18 protein-coding genes and 1 pseudogene are annotated in these 19173 nt (G+C 70.8%); 12 read left to right on the forward strand and 7 right to left on the reverse strand.

What is annotated here, in order from left to right:
* Window positions 1–27: 27 nt before the first annotated feature.
* The gene (locus SCMU_RS02365; protein ID WP_229231377.1) at window positions 28–399 is read right to left on the reverse strand and encodes a hypothetical protein; all 372 of its coding nucleotides are present in this window, start codon (window positions 397–399) and stop codon (window positions 28–30) included.
* Window positions 396–983 carry a prenyltransferase/squalene oxidase repeat-containing protein gene (locus SCMU_RS02370; RefSeq protein WP_229231378.1) on the reverse strand — a complete coding sequence of 196 codons (588 nt, stop codon included), beginning with the start codon at window positions 981–983 and terminating at the stop codon, window positions 396–398. Before SCMU_RS02370 ends, SCMU_RS02365 begins: the two co-directional genes overlap by 4 nt.
* Window positions 984–1170: 187 nt before the next feature.
* On the opposite strand from SCMU_RS02370, the pseudogene SCMU_RS02375 reads away from it, so the two are divergent.
* The 4 genes and pseudogenes from SCMU_RS02375 to SCMU_RS02395 all read left to right on the forward strand — a co-directional run bounded on the left by SCMU_RS02375 (window position 1171) and on the right by SCMU_RS02395 (window position 4969).
* A pseudogene (locus SCMU_RS02375) lies at window positions 1171–1892 on the forward strand (DUF5058 family protein).
* 29 nt (window positions 1893–1921) lie between these two features.
* Window positions 1922–2650: a hypothetical protein gene (locus SCMU_RS02385; protein ID WP_229231382.1), complete on the forward strand. Its 729-nt coding sequence runs from the start codon at window positions 1922–1924 to the stop codon at window positions 2648–2650.
* A 22-nt stretch (window positions 2651–2672) separates the two neighbouring features.
* The gene (locus SCMU_RS02390; protein ID WP_229231383.1) at window positions 2673–3920 is read left to right on the forward strand and encodes an amidohydrolase; all 1248 of its coding nucleotides are present in this window, start codon (window positions 2673–2675) and stop codon (window positions 3918–3920) included.
* A gap of 74 nt (window positions 3921–3994) precedes the next feature.
* A complete protein-coding gene (locus SCMU_RS02395) occupies window positions 3995–4969 on the forward strand; it encodes an Lrp/AsnC family transcriptional regulator (RefSeq protein WP_229231384.1) in 975 nt (324 codons plus the stop codon).
* A 60-nt stretch (window positions 4970–5029) separates the two neighbouring features.
* Here SCMU_RS02395 and SCMU_RS02400 read toward each other — a convergent pair whose 3' ends face one another.
* Both SCMU_RS02400 and SCMU_RS02405 read right to left on the reverse strand, forming a co-directional pair.
* Window positions 5030–5752, reverse strand: a complete 723-nt coding sequence (locus tag SCMU_RS02400) for an SDR family NAD(P)-dependent oxidoreductase (RefSeq protein WP_229231385.1) — start codon at window positions 5750–5752, stop codon at window positions 5030–5032.
* Window positions 5753–5800: 48 nt separating this feature from the next.
* On the reverse strand, window positions 5801–6835 hold the full coding sequence (locus tag SCMU_RS02405; protein ID WP_229231386.1) for a LacI family DNA-binding transcriptional regulator: 1035 nt from the start codon (window positions 6833–6835) through the stop codon (window positions 5801–5803).
* A gap of 280 nt (window positions 6836–7115) precedes the next feature.
* Here SCMU_RS02405 and SCMU_RS02410 point away from each other — a divergent pair, with 280 nt between their 5' ends.
* The 7 genes from SCMU_RS02410 (at window position 7116) to SCMU_RS02440 (ending at window position 14299) form a co-directional block, all read left to right on the forward strand.
* On the forward strand, window positions 7116–8435 hold the full coding sequence (locus tag SCMU_RS02410; protein WP_229231387.1) for an extracellular solute-binding protein: 1320 nt from the start codon (window positions 7116–7118) through the stop codon (window positions 8433–8435).
* Window positions 8436–8437: 2 nt separating this feature from the next.
* Entirely contained in the window at window positions 8438–9340 is a 903-nt protein-coding gene (locus tag SCMU_RS02415) for a carbohydrate ABC transporter permease (RefSeq protein WP_229231388.1), read from the forward strand.
* A gap of 8 nt (window positions 9341–9348) precedes the next feature.
* On the forward strand, window positions 9349–10242 hold the full coding sequence (locus SCMU_RS02420) for a carbohydrate ABC transporter permease (protein ID WP_443020373.1): 894 nt from the start codon (window positions 9349–9351) through the stop codon (window positions 10240–10242).
* Between the two features lie 11 nt (window positions 10243–10253).
* Window positions 10254–11435 (forward strand): Gfo/Idh/MocA family protein, encoded by a 1182-nt coding sequence (locus SCMU_RS02425; RefSeq protein WP_229231391.1) that lies wholly within the window; start codon window positions 10254–10256, stop codon window positions 11433–11435.
* A 106-nt stretch (window positions 11436–11541) separates the two neighbouring features.
* The gene (locus tag SCMU_RS02430) at window positions 11542–12240 is read left to right on the forward strand and encodes a ThuA domain-containing protein (RefSeq protein ID WP_229231392.1); all 699 of its coding nucleotides are present in this window, start codon (window positions 11542–11544) and stop codon (window positions 12238–12240) included.
* Entirely contained in the window at window positions 12225–13367 is a 1143-nt protein-coding gene (locus tag SCMU_RS02435; RefSeq protein WP_229231393.1) for a Gfo/Idh/MocA family protein, read from the forward strand. The genes SCMU_RS02430 and SCMU_RS02435 overlap by 16 nt, the downstream gene beginning before the upstream one ends.
* Window positions 13364–14299, forward strand: a complete 936-nt coding sequence (locus tag SCMU_RS02440; RefSeq protein ID WP_229231395.1) for an aldose 1-epimerase family protein — start codon at window positions 13364–13366, stop codon at window positions 14297–14299. The genes SCMU_RS02435 and SCMU_RS02440 overlap by 4 nt, the downstream gene beginning before the upstream one ends.
* A gap of 28 nt (window positions 14300–14327) precedes the next feature.
* On the opposite strand, the gene dctA is transcribed toward SCMU_RS02440, so the two are convergent.
* Window positions 14328–15638, reverse strand: a complete 1311-nt coding sequence (dctA, locus tag SCMU_RS02445) for a C4-dicarboxylate transporter DctA (RefSeq protein WP_229231396.1) — start codon at window positions 15636–15638, stop codon at window positions 14328–14330.
* A 52-nt stretch (window positions 15639–15690) separates the two neighbouring features.
* Window positions 15691–16842 (reverse strand): PrpF domain-containing protein, encoded by a 1152-nt coding sequence (locus SCMU_RS02450; RefSeq protein ID WP_229231398.1) that lies wholly within the window; start codon window positions 16840–16842, stop codon window positions 15691–15693.
* 125 nt (window positions 16843–16967) lie between these two features.
* On the opposite strand from SCMU_RS02450, the gene SCMU_RS02455 reads away from it, so the two are divergent.
* Window positions 16968–17903, forward strand: a complete 936-nt coding sequence (locus SCMU_RS02455; RefSeq protein WP_229231400.1) for a LysR family transcriptional regulator — start codon at window positions 16968–16970, stop codon at window positions 17901–17903.
* 11 nt (window positions 17904–17914) lie between these two features.
* Here SCMU_RS02455 and SCMU_RS02460 read toward each other — a convergent pair whose 3' ends face one another.
* Window positions 17915–19117, reverse strand: coding sequence for an ROK family protein (locus SCMU_RS02460; protein WP_229231401.1), 1203 nt, complete (start codon window positions 19115–19117; stop codon window positions 17915–17917).
* Window positions 19118–19173 lie beyond the last annotated feature (56 nt).

Below are 19173 nucleotides of genomic sequence, written 5' to 3' on the forward strand. Positions count from 1 at the left end.
GGGGGCCGCGGCACTCCCGCGGCAGGGTCAGCCGAGCCGCGCCAACACGCGGCAGACGGCGAGGCTGAACCAGAGCCGCAGGTCGTGGAAGCGGTCCTTGAGGAGGTGGCCGGTGAAGAGGCCGTCCGGTCCCTGGTGGGCCGTCAGCCACGTGCGGGCGGCCTCGACCCGGGGGTCGTCGAGGCCTGCACGGATCCGGGACAGGGAATCGAGGGCGGAGACGATGTCCGTGAACCAGAATGGATAGCTGAACTCGGTCCACATGGCCGCGCCGCGACGGTCAGGGTAGACGTCCGCCTCGAAGAGCCGCGACGCGAGCAGCCGGGCGGCCGCGGCCGCCGTCGGCCCTGCCCGGTGTGTGGGGTGCGCCGCGTAGGCGCGCAGCACGACGCCGGTCACGAGGTGCGACGACGGCCTGCCGGGTCGCGTTCGGCGGGCGCATGCTCGCCGATCGCCTCCAGGCTCAGGCCGCGCGTGCGGAACGGGATGGCCCACCCGCCGTCGTCCTGCCGCGAAGCCTCGAGCCACACGAAGGCCTGGCCTACCCGGGGATCGTCGGCGTAGCCGGCCTTCACGAGCAGCTCGAGGAGGCCCGCCGTGTAGTTGGGAGAGGGCTGGTTCCCGTAGATGCCGCGGAGGTCGCCGTCGGGACTCTGGTGCGCGAGGACGTAGTCGGCAGCCGCGCGGACCGCGGGATGGACCCGCGTGAGCCCGAACATCTCCACGAGGAAGCCGAGCTCGCGGTAGGTCTCGAGCAGGTCGTAATCGGTGGCCCCCCGCGCGCGCCGCCCGGGGTAGGTCCACGAGCCGTCCTCGGCCTGACGGCGGAGGATGCGCCGGGGGACCGGCAGGTCCCACAGTGCGGCGCGGGCCGCCGCGTTGGGCTCTCCGAGGAGCTCCCGCGTCCAGTGGACGACGGCGGAGTGTCCGCTCGCGAGGAGCGGTGCGACCGGGTCGCGCGGGAGCGCATCAAGCCAGGTCATGGGCACCATGATGGACCGCGCCGTTGCGAGCACACCACCCGGGCGCGCCGGGCGTTGAGCACTATCGACAACATCGCTGGCAATCTATTGACTTTCAGACACTCGATGGCTTCTCATGGAATTAATCCGAAATGACGTGGATCACAAGGTTGTGAAACCGTCATCACATGAGACTCGAGGAGTCCCGATGCATCCCTTCGCCGTCGATCCGGCTTCGACAGATATCAGCCCCGTCTCCTTCCATCCGATCCTTTGGGTAGCGGCGGCCGGCGTCTTCGCCGTCATCGTCCTGCAGTCCGTGATCTACCTCCGGGCCATCCGTAAGGCCGCGCCAGACGTGAACCTCACCACCGCGCAGGTCACCGGGTCGGTCCGCCGCGGTGCGATCGCCGCGATCGGCCCGTCGCTCGCCGTCGCGCTCGTGGCAATCTCGCTCCTGCCGCTCTTCTCCACACCCGCCGTGCTCACCCGCATCGGCCTCGTCGGCTCCGCCGCCTTCGACGTCGCGGCCGCCGGCATCGCCGCGGGCACCCAGCACGCCCAGCTCGGCGGCCCCACCTACACCCAGAAGGTCTTCGCGATCGGCTTCGCGGCCATGACCCTCGGCGGCCTCGTCTGGATGCTCACGGCGCTCGTCCTCACCCCGCTCCTGTCCAAGGGGACAGGACGCTGCGCAAGGTCAACCCGGCGATCATGACGGTCGTGCCCGCTGCCGCCCTCCTCGGCGCGTTCTTCTCCCTCGCGTTCGCGGAGACGGTCAAGTCCGGTGTCCACGTCGTCACGCTGCTGGTCTCGGCCGCCGTCATGGGTGTCTGCCTATTCGCCGCGAAGGCGCTCAGAAGCCGTGGCTGCGGGAATGGGGCCTCGGCATCGCCATCTTCGTCGCCCTCGTCGTCGCCTACTTCGTGACCGCCAAGTAGAGAGCCCAGGAGAGAACCATGTCCACCAAGACCAACGCCTCCCTCGCCGGGCTCGCGCAGTTCGACCGCACTACGTCCATCTGGGGTCCGATCACGCTCGGCCTCGGCTTCCTCATCTCGCTCGGCGCGGCCCTGTTCGCCGCGTTCGGCACCGGCCTCGGCATCTCCGGCGGCGAGCTGTGGGGCGCCGTCGGCCTCGTCGTCGCCACCTTCGGCGTCATCGCCGTCATCGAGCCGATCTCGTACTACCCGGTCCTCGGCCGCTCGGCAATGTACCAGGCGTTCATGATCGGCAACATCGCCAACAAGCTCCTGCCCTCCGCCCTTGTGGCCCAGGCCGACCTGGACGAGAAACCGGGCACGCGCCGCGCCGAGCTCATCGCGGGCGCCGCGATCATCGGGGCCGCGGCCATCCACATCGTCACGCTCATCGTCCTCGTCGGCCTCCTGGGCACGTGGCTCGTGGGAATCCTGCCGCCCGGCCTCGTGGCCGTCGCCAGGCTCTACATCCTCCCGGCCGTCTTCGGCGCTGTCACCGTCCAGGCCGTGGTCACGATGAAGAACGTGCGCACTACGATCGTCGCGGCCCTTACCTCCGCGGTCATCATCTTCGTGGTCGTACCGCTCGTCCCCGCACTGAGCTTCTACGGCACCCTGCTCGCCGTCGGCATCTCGATCGTCGGGGCGTGGTTCGCGCGCTCGAAGGCAGCGGAGGCGCCCGCCGCCCCCGCGTCGATCGGCCACTGATCTTCTACCGAGAGGAAACACCATGACCGAGACGGCCACCACAGTCGCCCTCACCTCCTCCATCGAGGTGCCCGCCGAGTTCGTCGCCGAGCATGTGGCGATGTACAAGCAGTTCCACCGCTCGCCGGAGCTGTCCTCGATCGAGCACAAGACCGCCGAGGCCATCGAGGCCCGGTTGACGCAGCTGGGCATCGAGCACTTCCGCTGCGGCGGGACCGGCGTGGTCGGGATCCTGCGCAATGGCGACGGCCCCGTGGTCGGCTTCCGGGCCGACACCGACGGGCTGCCGATCGCCGAGGACACCGGGCTCGACTACGCCAGCACGGCGACGGGGACGCTGCCCGACGGCAGCGAGGCGCCCGTGATGCACGGCTGCGGGCACGACACCCACATCACCACGGCACTGGCCGCCGCCCAGTACCTCGCGGAGCAGCGCGACGCGTGGGCCGGGACCCTCGTGCTCATCTTCCAGCCCGGAGAGGAGACCGCCTGGGGCGCCAAGGCCATGGTCGACGACGGACTGTGGGACCGCGCGCCCCGACCCGAGATCGTCCTCGCCCAGCACGTCATGCCCCAGGCCGCGGGCACGTTCAGGCTCCGCGGCGGCAACATGGCCGCGCTCGCCGACTCGTGGCGAGTCACGGTGCGCGGGCGCCAGGCCCACGGATCGCAGCCCGAGAAGTCCCTCGACCCGATCGTCGCGGCGGCCTCGATGGTGCTGCGACTCCAGACCATCGTGTCCCGCGAGCTCGCGCCGCAGACCCCCGCCGTCGTCACCGTCGGCACCTTCCACGCGGGCCTGAAGGAGAACATCATCCCCGAGACCGCGGAATTCAGCCTCAACGTCCGCACGCCGGACGAGGAGACCCGCGAGCACGTCCTGTCCTCGATTCGGCGCATCGTCTCGGCCGAGGCCGCCGCCTCCGGCATCGACGAGCCCGCCATCGCCGAGATCAACCGCTTCCCGCGCCTGTTCAACGACGAGGAGCACGCCGCCCGCGTGGCAGCGGCCCTCCGTGCCGGGTTCGGCGAGGACGCCGTCGAGGACGAGCGGCTGGGGATGGGTTCCGAGGACGCCGGCTGGCTCAGCGATGCGATCGGCGTGCCCGGCGTGTTCTGGTCCTTCGGCGGCTTCCGCGCCGAGGAGTTCGCCGACGGCAAGGCCCCGGCCGGCAACCACTCGCCGCACTTCGCCCCGGACGCCGAGCTGTCCGTGGTCAACGGCACGGGAGCAGCGCTCACCGGGCTGCTCGTCTACCTCGGGAAGTAGCACTGCGGGCGCACCTCCTGCGGGTCGGTGGGGTGTCCCGTGCGTGAAAGGATGGCGCCCATGCAGCTCACGACTTGGACCGGCAGATCACGGCCGCCCTGATCCGCAACGGGCGCGCCTCGTGGCGGCAGATCGCCGAGGTCCTCGGACAGCAGGAGCGAACCGTCGCACGCCGGGGCAACCGCCTGCTCGCATCCGGCACGGTGCGCGTCCAGTCGTTCCCGAACCCTGCGCTCGCGCCGGTGGACCTGTACATGCTCCGGGTCAGCGCGGCGCCGCCGGCGGTGACGGGCATCGCCACGGCGCTCGCCGAGCGGCCCGAGACGCACTGGGTCAGCGCCCTGGCCGGCGGGAGCGAGTGCGTCGCGGAGCTCTCCCTCACCCAGGACGCGGTCGGGCCGTTCCTGTACCGGGACGTCGCGGGGCTCGTTGGCGTGCGGGACTTCTCCCTCGAGCCGATCTTCGAGTACTACCGCACCGTGTCCGGGTGGCGGCCGGACCTCCTCAGCCACGACCAGTACGACGCGCTGGCCGCCTCCGAGCTGACCCAGTACCCCACGCGCTACGCGGAGCTCGGCATGCCCCGGCTCGACGAGGCGAACGTGGCACTCGCCGAGCTCCTTCGCGCGAACGGGCGCGCCACGATCGACGAGCTGGCGTCCGGCCTGGGCGTGTCCAAGGCCACCGCCAGCAGGCGGCTCGAGGCGCTCATCGCCGGCGGCGGGCTGTACGTGCGGGCGATCCTGGACCCCGCCTCGATCGGGTACCCCATCGAGGCCTTCCTGACACTCCGCACCGACCCTGACGCGCTGGAGGCAGCCGGACGCCACGTCGCGGACCTGCCGATCACGCGGTGGGCCGCGAACGTCTCGGGCCGCATCCTCGTCCAGGTCGCGGCCCGGAGCCTAGCGGAGCTGCGCGGCGTGATGGAGGGGATCCAGGGCCGGCCGGGGATGGCGGATGTGGGCCTCTCGCTCTTCGCGGGGATCTTCAAGCGCAGCACGGTGGCCTATCGGGACGGGAAGCTGCCGCCGCTCCCGCAGGGCTGAGCGCACGACGGCGCGGCCTCGCCGGAGTGCCGGAGCGTACCTCGGCCGAGGCGCTGCCGCCTAGCCCTCGTAGGTTCCGCCGAACTGGACCGGGATCAGGTCCGCGCTCGGCTCCCCCGAGCGGACGAGGCCGAGGATCACCTCGGCGACCTGCTCCGCGGACTGGGGACGCGGGCCCCCGGCCCGGACCACGGGACCGGCGCCCGCCCGCAGAACACGGTGGAACTCGGTCGCGGTGATGAACGGGTAGACGGTCGAGACGACGACCCCGGAATCGGCGAACTCGGCCCTTGCGATGGTGGACAGCACGTCGAGCGCCGCCTTCGACGCGGTATAGGCGCCGGTGCCGGGGAGCGGGCGGCGCGTGGTGCCCGAGCTGACGTTGATGATGCTTCCCCCGCCCTGCGCCCGCATCGCTGGCAGGACGGCCTGCATGGCCACGAGCGGCGCCACGGTGTTGAGCTCGAGGACAGCGCGGAAGTCGTCGGGATCGACGGACTCGAGGGGTACATGCAGGCCCTGGCCCGCGTTGTTCACGAGGATGTCGACGCGCCCGTACCGGCCGAGCGCCGCATCGACCACGGCCCGGACCTGGTTGCCGTCCGTGACATCGCAGCGCACCGCGATCGCGTCGGGGAGCTCCGCGGCCAGCTCGCTGATCCGGTCGTAGCGCCTCGCGGCGAGGACGAGCCGAGCGCCGGCCGCCGCTGCCGCCCGCGCGGTCGCGGCCCCGATGCCCGAGGACGCGCCCGTGACGACCATGACCGCATCCTGAAGGTCCACGTCCGCTCCTCTCGCCAGGCTGTCAGAGCATGCTACTGCCAGTCCGCCTCAGCCCGCGGGGGGCGCCGTCGACTCCCGCACCACGAGCTGGGTCGCGAGCTCGACGCGGTGCGAGTCGAGCTGCTCGCCGCGGGACTGGCGCAGCACTGTGCGCAGAGCCGCGCGCCCCATATCGTGCAGCGGCTGGGAGACGGACGTCAGGGCTGGGACGGAGTCCTCGGCGAGCGCCGTCCCGTCGAACCCTACGAGGCTCAGCTCCTCGGGCACCCGGATGCCGCGGCGCCGGGCCTCCCTCAGGACCCCGACGGCGATCGCGTCGTTGCCGGCGAAGATCGCGGTGGGCCGCTCGGGCAGCGCAAGGAGCCGTGCGAGCCCCTCGATGCCGTATTCGGTGCGGAAGTTGCCGTGGATCACGAGACCCGGATCGACGTCGATGCCGCGGGACATGAGGGCGGACATGTAGCCGTGGAGCCGTGCCTGGTTGCACTCGGCCGACTCGGGTCCCCCAAGGTAGGCGATGCGGCGGTGGCCGAGGTCCAGGAGGTGCTCGGCCGCGGCCCTGCCGCCCGCCCAGTTCGTGGCGCCGACGCTCACGACGTCGGCCGGCGGCGGGTTGAGCGGATCGATGACGACGACGGGGATCTGCCGGCGCCGGAAGGCCATGAGCTGGGACTCCGCGAAGGCCGAGGTCACGACGATCATGCCCGCGCGCCCCTCGTCGAGCATCCGCTGCGCCCGGCTGCCGAGATCGCCACCCTGCGAGCGGACGTGCCGAGTGGTGCTCAGCAGGACCTCGACGTCGGCCTCGGCGGCGAAGTCGAGGATTCCGCTGAGGACGGTCGTGGCGTAGTTCGAGTTGATGGCGTCGAACGCGACCTCGACGACGACTGGTCCGGCGGCGGTGCGGCGCTGGCCGGGCGACTGGTACCCCGCCTCCTCGAGGGCCGCGAGCACCTTGGCGCGGGTCTCCGGCGAGACGTCCTCGCGCCCGTTGACGACCTTCGAGACGGTGGGGGCCGAGACGCCCGTGAGGCGCGCGATAGCGGCCAGTGTGGGCTTGGCGCCTGTCGTGGTGAAGGTCATGGATCCACTCTTTCGAAACTATTTCGTTATGCCAGTCTCGGATGCGCAGGACGGCGCCGTCAAGCGTCTCGCTGACATCGTGCCAATATTGGCAGTGATCAGGCGGCATCCGGTTTCGTCAATGACCTGAACTTTTTCATCCAGACCCCTTGACCGTGATTCGAGTCACACCCTACGGTTGCTGTGCGGCCCGATAGGAAACCGAAATATTTCGCTCAAGGTCGCAACTCCAGACCGCCCCGCACGGGCGGCGACGACCCCGGAGGATGAACCCACGACCATGAAGATCCAGACACTGCGCAAGGCCTCGGCAGCCCTCGTCGCCGGCGCACTCGCCGTCACCCTCGCAGCCTGCGGCTCGGCCGGACCCGCGGGCACCGCCGTGAGTGCGGACTCGGCCACGATGTGGGGGCTGACCGGCGGCAACGAGGCCGTCCTCAAGAAGTCGGTCGACTCGTGGAACAGCTCCCACGCGAGCGAGACCATCAAGCTCGACCTCTTCGCGAACGACGCCTACAAGACCAAGGTCCGGACCGCCGTCGGCGCCGGACAGGGGCCCACGTTCATCTACGGTTGGGGCGGCGGCGTCCTCAAGTCCTACGTGGACGCCGGCCAGGTCGCTGACCTCTCCGACTTCCTGGCCCAGAACCCGGACGTCAAGGACCGCTACCTCCCGTCTGTGCTCCAGAACGGCGTGATCGACGGCAAGACCTACGCGATCCCGAACAACAACGCCCAGCCCGTGGTGCTGTACTTCAACAAGGACCTCTTCGACAAGATCGGCGCCCAGCCGCCCAAGACCTGGGACGAGCTCATGGCGCTCGTCCCGAAGTTCAAGGCCGCGGGCATCGCGCCCTTCGCGCTGGGCGGCCAGTCGAAGTGGCCTGACCTCATGTGGCTCGAGTACCTCGTGGATCGGATCGGCGGCCCGCAGGTCTTCGCGGACATCGCCGCGAACAAGCCCAACGCGTGGTCCAACCCGGCCGTGACAGAGGCGCTCACCAAGATCCAGCAGCTCGTCGACGCTGGCGGATTCGTCAACGGCTTCTCCTCGATCGCCGCGGACAGCAACGCAGACCAGGCCCTCGTCTACACCGGCAAGGCCGCGATGATCCTCCAGGGCGGCTGGATCTACCAGACCCTGAAGAAGAATGCCCCTGACGCCATCAAGAACGGCACGATCGGCTACACGACGTTCCCCACGGTAGCGGGGGGCAAGGGCGACCCGGCCGGCATCGTGGGCAACCCGTCCAACTTCTGGTCCATCTCCTCCAAGGCCACGGACGCCCAGAAGAAGGCCGCGCTCGACTACATCAAGACCGGCATGTTCAACGACGAGAACACCCAGGGCCTCATCGACTCCGGCGCGGTCCCGGTGGTCAAGGGCATCGAGGGCAAGCTCGCCGCCTCACCGGACAAGGACTTCCTGACGTTCGTCTACGGCATGGTCAAGAACGCTCCGAGCTTCACGCTCTCGTGGGACCAGGCGCTCAGCCCGGCCCAGGGCGACGCGATGCTCGCCAACCTCGACCAGATCTTCCTCAAGAAGATCACCCCCGATCAGTTCGCCAGCACGATGAACGCGACGATCGGCAAGTAGGCATGGCTCTCACCACCTCCGCCCTCCGACGGGCCCGCGAGGCGGGCCCGTCGGGGTGGCTTGCCGCTCCGGCGCTCTTCTTCTTCCTCGTCTTCGCGATCGTCCCGCTGCTCGGCGTCGTCGCACTGAGCTTCACACAGTGGGATGGGCTGGGGGAGATCACGTTCGACGGCGTCGCCTCCTGGGCGCGCACCCTCACCGATCCGGTGACGGGCAACGCGCTGATCGTGACGGCGAAGATCATGGTCTTCTCGTACATTGTCCAGACCCCGATCAGCCTCCTGCTCGGCGTGTTCACGGCGGGCGGCCAGAAGTACCGGGCGGCCCTCGCGGTCCTGTACTTCCTGCCGCTCCTGCTCTCCTCGGCCGCGATCGCGATCGCGTTCAAGGCGCTCCTCGACCCGAACTTCGGCATGGGGCCGGGCCTCGGGATCCCCGCTCTCGCGCAGGACTGGCTCGGCAACTCCGACCTCGTGCTGTTCGTGGTCGTGTTCGTCATCGCATGGCAGTTCGTGCCGTTCCACACGCTCATCTACCAGGGCGGCGTGCGGCAGATCCCGGTCTCGCTCTACGAGGCCGCCCAGATCGACGGCGCCGGCCGGCTCCAGCAGTTCCTCAGCATCACGCTCCCGCAGCTGAAGTACACGATCATCACCTCCTCGACGCTCATGGCCGTCGGATCGCTCGCGTACTTCGACCTGATCTTCGTCCTCACGGCGGGCGGCCCCGGGTACTCGACCCGCCTCCTGCCCCTGCACATGTACCTGACCGGGTTCAAGGCCAACGACATGGGCGCCGCGAGCGCGCTCGGGGTGATCCTCGTCGTCATCGGCGTGGCCCTCGCGCTCATCCTGCAGCGCCTCGGCGGCAAGAACCGCAACGCCAGCCAATTGGAGGGCGCCTGATGGCTTCCATGACCCATGCACCCGTCGAGCGCGAGGCTCCCGTGCGCCGTCGTGCGCAGGACGCGCCGCGGCCGGGGCGCCGCGGCCGCACCCGGCCCAACGTCGTCGGCGCGCTCGGCGGCTGGCTGTGGCTCGCGATCATCATCCTGCCCATCTACTACGTCGTGATCACGAGCCTCAAGAACCAGGACGGGTTCTTCGCGACCAACCCGCTGGCGCCGCCGGCCAACCCGACGTTCGACAATTACGCGCTCGTGCTCGGGAGCGACTTCGCGCGGTACTTCGCGAACAGCGTCATTGTGACGGTCGGGAGCGTGGTGCCCACGCTGCTCGTCTCCTTCATGGCGGCGTACGCGATTGTCCGCGGCAGGGGCTGGTTCGTGAACTGGACCAACCGCCTGTTCCTCCTGGGCCTCGCGATCCCGCTGCACGCGACGATCATCCCCATCTACTGGATGATCACGCGGGCCCACATGTACGACACGCTGCTCGCGCTCATCCTGCCGTCGGTCGCGTTCGCGATCCCGATCTCCGTGCTGATCCTCTCCAACTTCCTCCGCGACGTCCCGAACGAGCTGTTCGAGTCGATGCGCCTTGACGGGGCCAGCGACTGGGCGATGATGTGGCGGCTCGCGCTGCCCCTCGTGCGGCCGGCGGTCGTGACCGTGGGCATCTACGACGCGCTCAACGTGTGGAACGGGTTCCTCTTCCCGCTCATCCTCACCCAGAGCCCCGAGACGCGGGTCCTGCCGTTGTCGCTGTGGACGTTCCAGGGCGAGTTCAGCGTCAACATCCCCGCCGTCCTCGCCTCCGTGGTGCTTGCCACGCTGCCGCTCCTCGTCGTGTACGTCGTGGCGCGGCGCCAGCTCGTGAGCGGCCTGACGGCAGGGTTCAGCAAGTGAAAGGAATGGACATGACCGAGCCGAGGCCCCTGCGCGTGGGGATGGTGGGACACGCCTTCATGGGGGCTGCGCATTCGCAGGCGTGGCGGACCGCGCCGCGGTTCTTCGACCTGCCGCTGACTCCGGTGATGGCGGCGGTGGCCGGCCGGGACCCGGAGCGGGTCGCCACGGCCGCCGCCAAGCTCGGCTGGGAGTCCACGGAGACGGAGTGGCGCAGGCTCATCGACCGGGACGACATCGACCTCATCGACATCTGCACGCCCGGGGACACGCACGCCGAGATCGCGATGGCCGCGCTCGAGGCCGGGAAGCACGTGCTCTGCGAGAAGCCGCTCGCGAACTCGGTCGCCGAGGCGGAGCGGATGACGGCGGTCGCGGATGCCGCCGCGGCGCGCGGCGTGTTCGCGATGTGCGGGTTCTCCTACCGCCGCACCCCCGCGCTGTCCCTGGCCCAGCGGCTGGTCGCCGCCGGCGAGCTGGGCCGGGTGCGGCATGTGCGCGCCCAGTACCTCCAGGACTGGCTCACGGACGAGGACGCGCCGCTCACCTGGCGGCTCGACAGGACGAAGTCCGGATCCGGCTCCCTCGGTGACATCGGGGCGCACATCATCGACGCTGCCCAGTGGATCAGCGGCCAGAACATCACGGGGGTCTCCGCCCTGACCGAGACCTTCGTGACGGAGCGGCCCATCGCCGGGGACTTCGTGGGGCTGGGCGGCCGGGGCGGTGCCGACGCCGAGCGCGGCCACGTGACGGTCGACGACGCCGCGGCGTTCACCGCCCGGCTCGACGGCGGCGCGATCGGCGTGTTCGAGGCGACCCGGTTCGCGCTGGGCCGGAAGAACGCGATGCGCCTCGAGCTCAACGGCACGGAGGGCGCCCTCGCGTTCGACTTCGAGGACATGAACTCGCTGTGGGTCTACGACAGGGCCCAGGAGCCCAACGCGGGCTTCCGCCGGATCCAGGTGACCGAGCCCGACCACCCGTACACGGGCCACTGGTGGCCGGTGGGGCACGGGCTCGGGTACGAGCACGGCTTCACCCACCAGGTCGTGGACCTCGTGGAGGCGATTGCGGCAGGGAAGCAGCCCGCGCCGTCGTTCGCCGACGCCCTCCAGGTCCAGCGAGTCCTCGCGGCCGTCGAGACCAGCGCCGCGGACGAGAGCCGCTGGACCAAGGTCGGGGGTGCCTGATGGCACGGCGACCACCTCGACCCGGTCCGGGCCGCGCACGCTCGAGGCGATCGGCCGCGGCCTTCGACGCGGCCTTCAGCACCCGCTGACCAACCAGAGGAAACCCATGACACACACCAAGAACGCGCTCGTGGTGCGCGGCGGCTGGGACGGGCACCAGCCCATCCAGGCCACCGACCTGTTCATCCCGCACCTGTTGGCCAACGGCTACGAGGTCAGGATCGAAGAATCCCCGAAGATCTACGCCGATGCCGAATACATGGCCACGGTGGACCTCGTGATGCAGTGCATGACCATGTCCACGATCGAGAAGGATGAGTTCGAGGGCCTCCGGGCCGCTGTCGAGAACGGCACTGGGCTGGCCGGGTGGCACGGCGGCATCGCCGACTCGTACCGCAACACGTCCGACTACCTGCACCTCATCGGCGGCCAGTTCGCGTGCCACCCGGGCAAGCACCCCGACGAGCGGACCGGCGAGCAGTCGGACAACTATGTCCCCTACACCGTGAACATGCTTCCGGCCGCCGCCGAGCACCCGATCACGCGCGGAATCGCGGACTTCGATCTCGTGACCGAGCAGTACTGGGTCCTCGCCGACGACTACATCGATGTCCTCGCCACGACCACCCAGAAGGTCCGGCCATGGGACCCGTGGCACCGCGAGGTCACCTCCCCGGCGATCTGGACACGCGAGTGGGGCAAGGGCCGCGTCTTCGTGTCCACGCCCGGCCACCGGGTGGAAATCCTCGAGGACGCCAACGTCCGCACCATCATCGAAAGGGGCCTGCTGTGGGCAAGCCGGTAGGCAATCCTCTGCGCATCGGAATCATCGGATGCGGGAAGATCGTGGGCCAGTACCTGGACAGCTTCCGGCGGCTCGGCGACATGCGGCTCGTCGCGGTCGCGGACCTGGACGCGGCCCGGGCCGCGCAGGTCGCCGCGGAGTACGGGGAGGGGGTGCGTGCCGTCGGCGTCGGGGAGCTCCTCGCCGCCGAGGACGTGGACCTCGTCCTGAACCTCACGATCCCGGCCGCCCACGCCGAGGTCGCGCTCGCCGCGATCGCCGCGGGCAAGCACGTCTACGGCGAGAAGCCGCTCGCCGCGACCACGCGGGAGGCGCGGACGGTGCTCGACGCCGCGCGGGCGGCGGGTGTCGTCGTCGGCTGCGCACCGGACACGGTGCTCGGCACGGGCATACAGACCGCCCGGAAGGCGATCGACGACGGCCTCATCGGCGCTCCCGTCGCCGCGACGGCGACCATGGTCACCCCCGGGCACGAGCGCTGGCACCCGAACCCGGACTTCTACTACGTGCCCGGCGGCGGCCCGCTGCTGGACATGGGACCGTACTACGTCACGGCGCTCGTGACGCTCCTCGGCCCCGTTGTCTCGGTCACCGGGGCCGCGAGCCACACGCGGTCCGAGCGGGTCATCGGCTCCGGCCCCCGGGCGGGGGAACGCATCCCCGTCACGACCGACACGCACGTGACGGGCGTCCTGACGCACGAGTCCGGCGCCCTCTCGACCCTCGTCATGAGCTTCGACGCCGTCGCGACGCACTCGGCCAACATCGAGGTCCACGGATCCCTCGGGACGCTCGCAGTGCCGGACCCGAACCACTTCGACGGAGACACGCGCGTGCACCGGCTGGGCGGCCATCGGTGGGAGACGCTCCCGGTCTCGGCTGGCTACGTGGACTCGGGGCGGGGCTACGGGATCGCCGACCTCGCCGCGACCCTCGAGACGGAGGGACCGGCAGCCGAGCCGCGCGCCGGGGGGACCCTCGCGTTCCACGTGCTGGACGTCATGGAATCGCTGCTCGAGTCCGCGCACGGCGGCCGTGCTGTGGCGGTGGGCAGCCGCGCGGAGCGGCCGAGCGCCGTCGTGCTCGAGGACCTCGCGGGCGCTCGCGAGGGTTCCCTCTCCGCATGAGCCATCGAGGCGCGGTGCTCCGCGCGGGCGGGTACGCCGCCGTCGTGACCCCCACGGCGGCGGCGCTCGCGGCGCTGACGTTCGGCGGCCGCGATCTCGTGGTCCCGTTCGACCCCGAGGGCCCGATCCCCGACTTCCGCGGCATCGTCGCCGCTCCCTGGCCCAATCGCCTCGCCGACGGGCGCTACACGGCCGGCGGACGCGGGCTCGAGGTGCCGGTCAACGAGCCCGAGCGCGGCTGTGCGCTCCACGGGCTCGCGTTCTCGCGGCAGTGGGAGCTCGTGGCCCACGACGGCGCATCGGCCGCCTTCGCCCTCGACCTCGCCCCGAACGCGGGGTATCCGTTCCGGGTCCGGCTCGAGGCGCGGTACGCGGTGCGGGCCGAGGGCCTCTGGGACCCCGACGATCCCGGCGGGCTCGACTGGTCCGTGCGCGCGGTCAACGTGGGCGAGGGGATCGCGCCCTACGGGGTGTGCCCGCATCCCTACCTCGTCGCCGGGCCGTCGCCGCTGGACTCGTGGGAGCTCGAGCTGCCGGCGGAGGAGTTCCTCGAGGTCACCCCGGAACGGCTCCTGCCCGTCGGTGTGCGGGCGGTGGCGGGGCGCCCCTTCGACTTCACGGTTGCGCGTCCGATCGGTCCGACGGAGATCGACCATGCGTTCACGGGCGTCCGCTTCGACGCCGCTGGCACCGCCAGGGTCACGGTCCGTGATCCTGGCGGTGCCGGCGTTGTGATGCAGTGGGACGCTGCGTGTCCCTGGGTCCAGGTCCACACGGCGGACAGGCCGGCCCCCGCGCCCAACCGGCTCGGCCTCGCCGTCGAGCCCATGACGTGCCCGCCCAACGCGTTCGCGAGCGGCATCGACGTCGTCTGGCTCGGACCCGGCCATGAGCACGAGGCCCGCTGGCGCATCCACGCCCTTGAGGCATGACCTCGGGGACGCATGACGCGCCCGCGACTCAGTGGGCCGGCACCGCCACGTCGAGGGCGTGCTTCTCGGCTTCGGTGGGGACGAATCCTGAGCTGAGCTCGGCCTGCAGGACGTCAGTGTCCAGGGCCTTCTCCCAGCGCGCCACGGCGATGCACGAGACGATGTTGCAGACCGTGCTGGTGAGGGCGCGCGCTTCGCTCATGAACCGGTCGATGCCGACGATCAGGGCCACCCCCGCGACCGGGAGCGTGGGCATGACGGTGAGGGTGGCGACGAGGGCGACGAAGCCGCTGCCGCTGACCCCGGCCGCGCCCTTGGAGGTCAGCAGCATCATGCCGAGCATGAGGAGGATCTGGCCCCAGCTGAGGTGGATGTCGCAGGCCTGGGCGATGAACATCGAGGCGAGGGTGAGGTAGATGGCGGTGCCGGTGAGGTTGAAGGAGTATCCGGTCGGGACGACGAGTCCTACGATGCCGCGTTCGCAGCCGATCCGCTCGAGCTTGGAGAGCAGGCGGGGCAGCACAGGCTCGCTCGAGGAGGTGGCGAGGACGATGAAGAACTCGTCCTTGAAGTAGCGCAGGAGGTGCCAGAGGCTGAAGCCGGTGATCTTGGCGAGGATGCCGAGGCCGATGAAGACGAAGGCGATGCAGGCTGCGTAAAAGGCGAGGATGAGCATTCCGAGGTTGCCGATGGAGTGGGCGCCATACTTGCCGACGGTGTACGCCATCGCCCCGAACGCGCCGATCGGGGCGACCTTCATGATGTAGCCGAAGACGACGAACAGCAGCTTGTTGAAGCTGTTGACGACCTCGAGGGCGAGCTTGCCGGGAGCCCCCAGCCTGGTGAACGCGAACCCGCACAGGAGGGCGACCAGGAGGACGGGCAGGACCTCGCCGTTGGCGAAGGCGCCCACGAGGGTGGAGGGGATGATGTTCAGCAGGAAGTCCGCGGGGTTGCTGCTTGGCAGCTGGCTCGTGTACTTCGACGCGACGGACGCGTTGAGGTGGGCGGGGTCGATGTGCATGCCCGTTCCCGGCTGGAAGAGCAGGACCGCACCGAGGCCCAGGGCGAGGGCGAGGGCGGTGAGCACGTAGAAGAGCCCGAGCGAGCGCAGCAGGGTCGGCCCGACCTTCTTGGTGTCGGTCAGCGAGGTGATGCCGCTGACGATCGTGCAGAAGACGATCGGTGCGATGAGGAACTTCACCAGCTTGACGAATCCGTCGCCGAGGGGCTGGAGCGAGGAACCGAGGTCTGGCCAGAGGGCGCCGACGAGGACACCGAGTGCGACTCCGATGAGGACCTGGACATAGAGGTGTCCGAGGATGGACTTGATCTTCATTGAACAACTTCCTGGGTGGGCCCTTCCATGATGGCAGGGCGGGGGACGAGGGTCAGGCCGTCTGGGCCACGGTGCGGGCGACGTCGATGTCGGCGACGGCGAGCTGGCGCGCCGCCCGGTGGAGGGCGACTTCGGTGACCGTGCCGCCCGCGTCGGTGACGACGTCGGCGGTGATGACCCCGGCGGGTGTGCCGAGGCGCAGGAGCCGGGTCTGCTGGCTGCCATGACGTGCTGCCAGGGCGTCTGCCACGACCGATCCGGGCACGGCTGCCGCGAGGGAGACCGCGACGGCGGAGGTGAGGCCGATGGCGGGGTGGGGTGCGAGCATCGAGAGCATGCGCACCCGCAGGTCGTGGCTGCCGGCCGGGACGAGTGTGCCGTCGGCGGCCGTGTAGTCGGCCGCGGGGGCCACGACCCCGATCTTCGGGATCGCGTTCTGCGGCGGGTCCTCCGGCTTCCTCAGGCCCATCGCCAGGCCGGCTGCGGCCCGGGCCGCGAGGAGCTGGGGAAGGTGCGCGGCGAGGCCGGCGTCCATCGAGGCCAGGTCGATCCCGAGCTCGTCGGCGAGGAGGAGGGCTGCGGGGGCGCCGGCGTCCACCATGGTCGCGGTGAGCGTTGCCCTCCCGACGGCCAGTTCGTCTGCCGCCCTGCCGGTCGGGAGAACGCTGCCGGTCGTCTGGCCCCACGGGGCGTGGAAGGACAGGCTCACCGGCACGCCGAGCGCGCTGCTGCCGGGGACCGTCGCCCGCCCGGACGCCGGGACGCGCCGGCCCGGGGTCGCGATCGTGCCGGTCAGCACGGCCCCGGTGTTGAGGTTGCGCATCCGGACCCGGGTGGTGCCCTCCTGGGCGGCAATGATGCCGGCCTGGAGGGCGTACAGCGCGATGGCGGTGGCGCAGTTGCCGCAGTTGGAGCCCAGCTCCACGGTCGGCTCGCCGATCCCCACCTGGGCGAACAGGTAGTCGAGGTCCGAGGGCCCGCCCGGGGTGGCGGTGATGATCGCGGCCTTCGAAGTCGTCGAGGTCCCGCCGCCGACGCCGTCGAGCTGGCGGGCGTCCCCGGCGCCGAAGGCGTCGGCCAGGAGTCGGAGGATCTCCTCGGGAGAGCGGGCGTGCCGGGACACGTCCTGAGAGTCGAAGAGCCAGCACTTGCTCGTACCGCCTCGGTACCAATGACCGCGGAGCTGCACGGTCACCTCCTTCATGTATCGCGCTATCGCGCATGGTGTATCGCGCCTCACAGCGCCTGCTCCTTCTACGATCAAGGGAGTGAGCCTTCAGCACAATCACGGAAAAGTGGAGGACTATCTACTCCTGCTAAACTCATCGGGTGGCTGACCTCGACCTCCGCCGGCTCCATCTCCTGCGCGCAGTGGGGCGTCTGGGCTCCCTGACCTCCGCCGCGGCCGCCCTGTCCTTCACGACGTCCGCGGTCTCCCAGCAGATCTCCAAGCTGGAGCGCGAGATGGGGGTGGCGCTCGTGGAGCGGCACCCCAGGGGGGTGGCCCTGACCGAGGCGGGCGTGGCGCTGCTGCGCTATGCGGACGAGATCGATAGGACGATCGAGGCGGCGCACGCCGAGATGGACGAGTTCGCGGGCCTGCGGAGGGGCCAGCTGCGGCTGGGCACCTTTCCCACGGTCGGCGCCTCGCTCCTGCCCGACGTCGTGCTCGCGTTCCGGGCGCGCTACCCGAAGGTGGCCATCACCGTGGTCAGCGCACGGCGCGCGGGCCTCATCGAGCGGCTCAAGCGCCGGGACATCGAACTCACCCTCCTGTGGGACTACCCGTGGGAGCGCATCGAGGACGACGAACTGGCCACCACACCGCTCGTGAACGACCCGACAGTGCTCCTCGTCCCGCACGGACACCCCCTCGCCGACGGCGGTCCCGTCAGCATCGGCACCCTCCGGGACCAGGAGTGGATCGTCCGCGATGAGCACCCCGTCGCCGACGTCCTCAGCCGCGTCTGCCGCCATGCAGGCTTCGAACCCCGCATCGCCTTCGCCGCGAATGACTACCAGGAGACCCAGGGCATGGTCGCGGCAGGGATCGCATCGCCCTCGCACCCCGGCTCGCGCTCAGCGCGCTGCGACCCGACATCGCCATCGTCGCGCTGGAGAATTCCCCGGCGCGCAGGATCCTTCTGGCGCACCTCGCCAACCGCCGGCTCAGTCCGGCCGGGCAGCAGGCCGTCGTCGTCTTCCGCTCCACCGCAGGGGCCACCCAGGGCCGGAGGGCCACGTAGCGCCAGGCGAAGCCAGTAGCCGAGCGGCCGTCAGGGCAGGAGCGCGTGCGGCGCCGCCAGGGCCCGGCGGAGCGCGGCGCCGGCCGCACCCCTCAGCGCGGCGGTCGTGCCGAGCTCCGAGAACCGGACCGAGGTGACGCGTCCCGGAGCGAGGTCCGCGAGGGCAGTCTCGAGCGACGGCCCGATGGTCTCCCGCAGCGTCGCGAAGTGGCCCCCGAGGACCACGGCCGAGAGGTCCACGAGCCGCGCCGCCGCGATGACGGCGACCGCGAGCGCCTCGCCGGCGCGCTCGACGGCGCCGATCGCCCGGGCGTCTCCCTCGCCGAGGGCGGCCTGCAGCGCGACGAGGCGTGCCGCCGTCGTGCTTCCCGCCCCGGTGATGCCCGCCGCGGCGAGGATCGCGCCCTGGCCGGCGACCGTCTCGACGCAGCCGCGCCCACCGCACGAGCACCGGAGCCCCCGCGGGTCGACGACGACGTGCCCCACCTCGCCCGCGTGCCCGCCGGCGCCGGTGAACAGCTCCGAGCCGATCACCAGCCCACCGCCCACGCCGACCTCGCCCGAGAGGTACAGGTAGGCGTCCGCGGAGGAGCCGCGGCCGTACCAGAGCTCGGCGAGGGCGGCGCTGTCCGCCTCGTTGGAGACCTCGACGCCGAAGGGCGCCCTCGGTGCCAGACTGGCCAGGGCCCCGGCGAGGGGCACATCGGACCAGGCGAGGTTCGGCGCCATGGCCACGAGTCCGGTCTCGGGCTCGACGAGGCCCGGGACGGCGAGCCCGCCGCCCAGGAGCTCGATGCCCTCGGCGGCGGCGGCGTCGCGCACCCGGGCCGCGAGTCCGTCCAGGTCGGCCAGGACATGCTCAGGGCGCCTGCCCTGATTGGCGGCTTCGACGGTCTCGTGGACGCGGAGCTCCCCGTGCAGGTCGAGCACGCCGACGGCGAGGTAGTCGACGTTGATCTCGGCCCCGAGGGCGCCGCGGCGCCGATTGAGGGCGAGGCCCATCCCGGGGCGGCCGCGTTCGCCGTCGCGCGTCACGCCGAGCTCCTCGATGAGCCCCGTCTCGAGCAGGTCTGCGACGAGGCTCGAGACCGATGCCTTGGTCAGGCCCGTTGCGGCCGCGATCTCGGCGCGCGTCGCGGCCCCGTCCGGGTCCACGCGGCCGAGGACGAGCGCGAGGTTGCGCCGCCGGACGTCGCCGACGCGTCCAGGGGCTGGCGGAGCCTGAGAAGCCATCGGTCCCTCCCGCAGAAAAGTGTTGACCACATCACATCACAGTCGCTACAGTCCAT

The sequence above is a fragment of the Sinomonas cyclohexanicum genome (genome assembly GCF_020886775.1).
GTDB lineage: Bacteria > Actinomycetota > Actinomycetes > Actinomycetales > Micrococcaceae > Sinomonas > Sinomonas cyclohexanicum.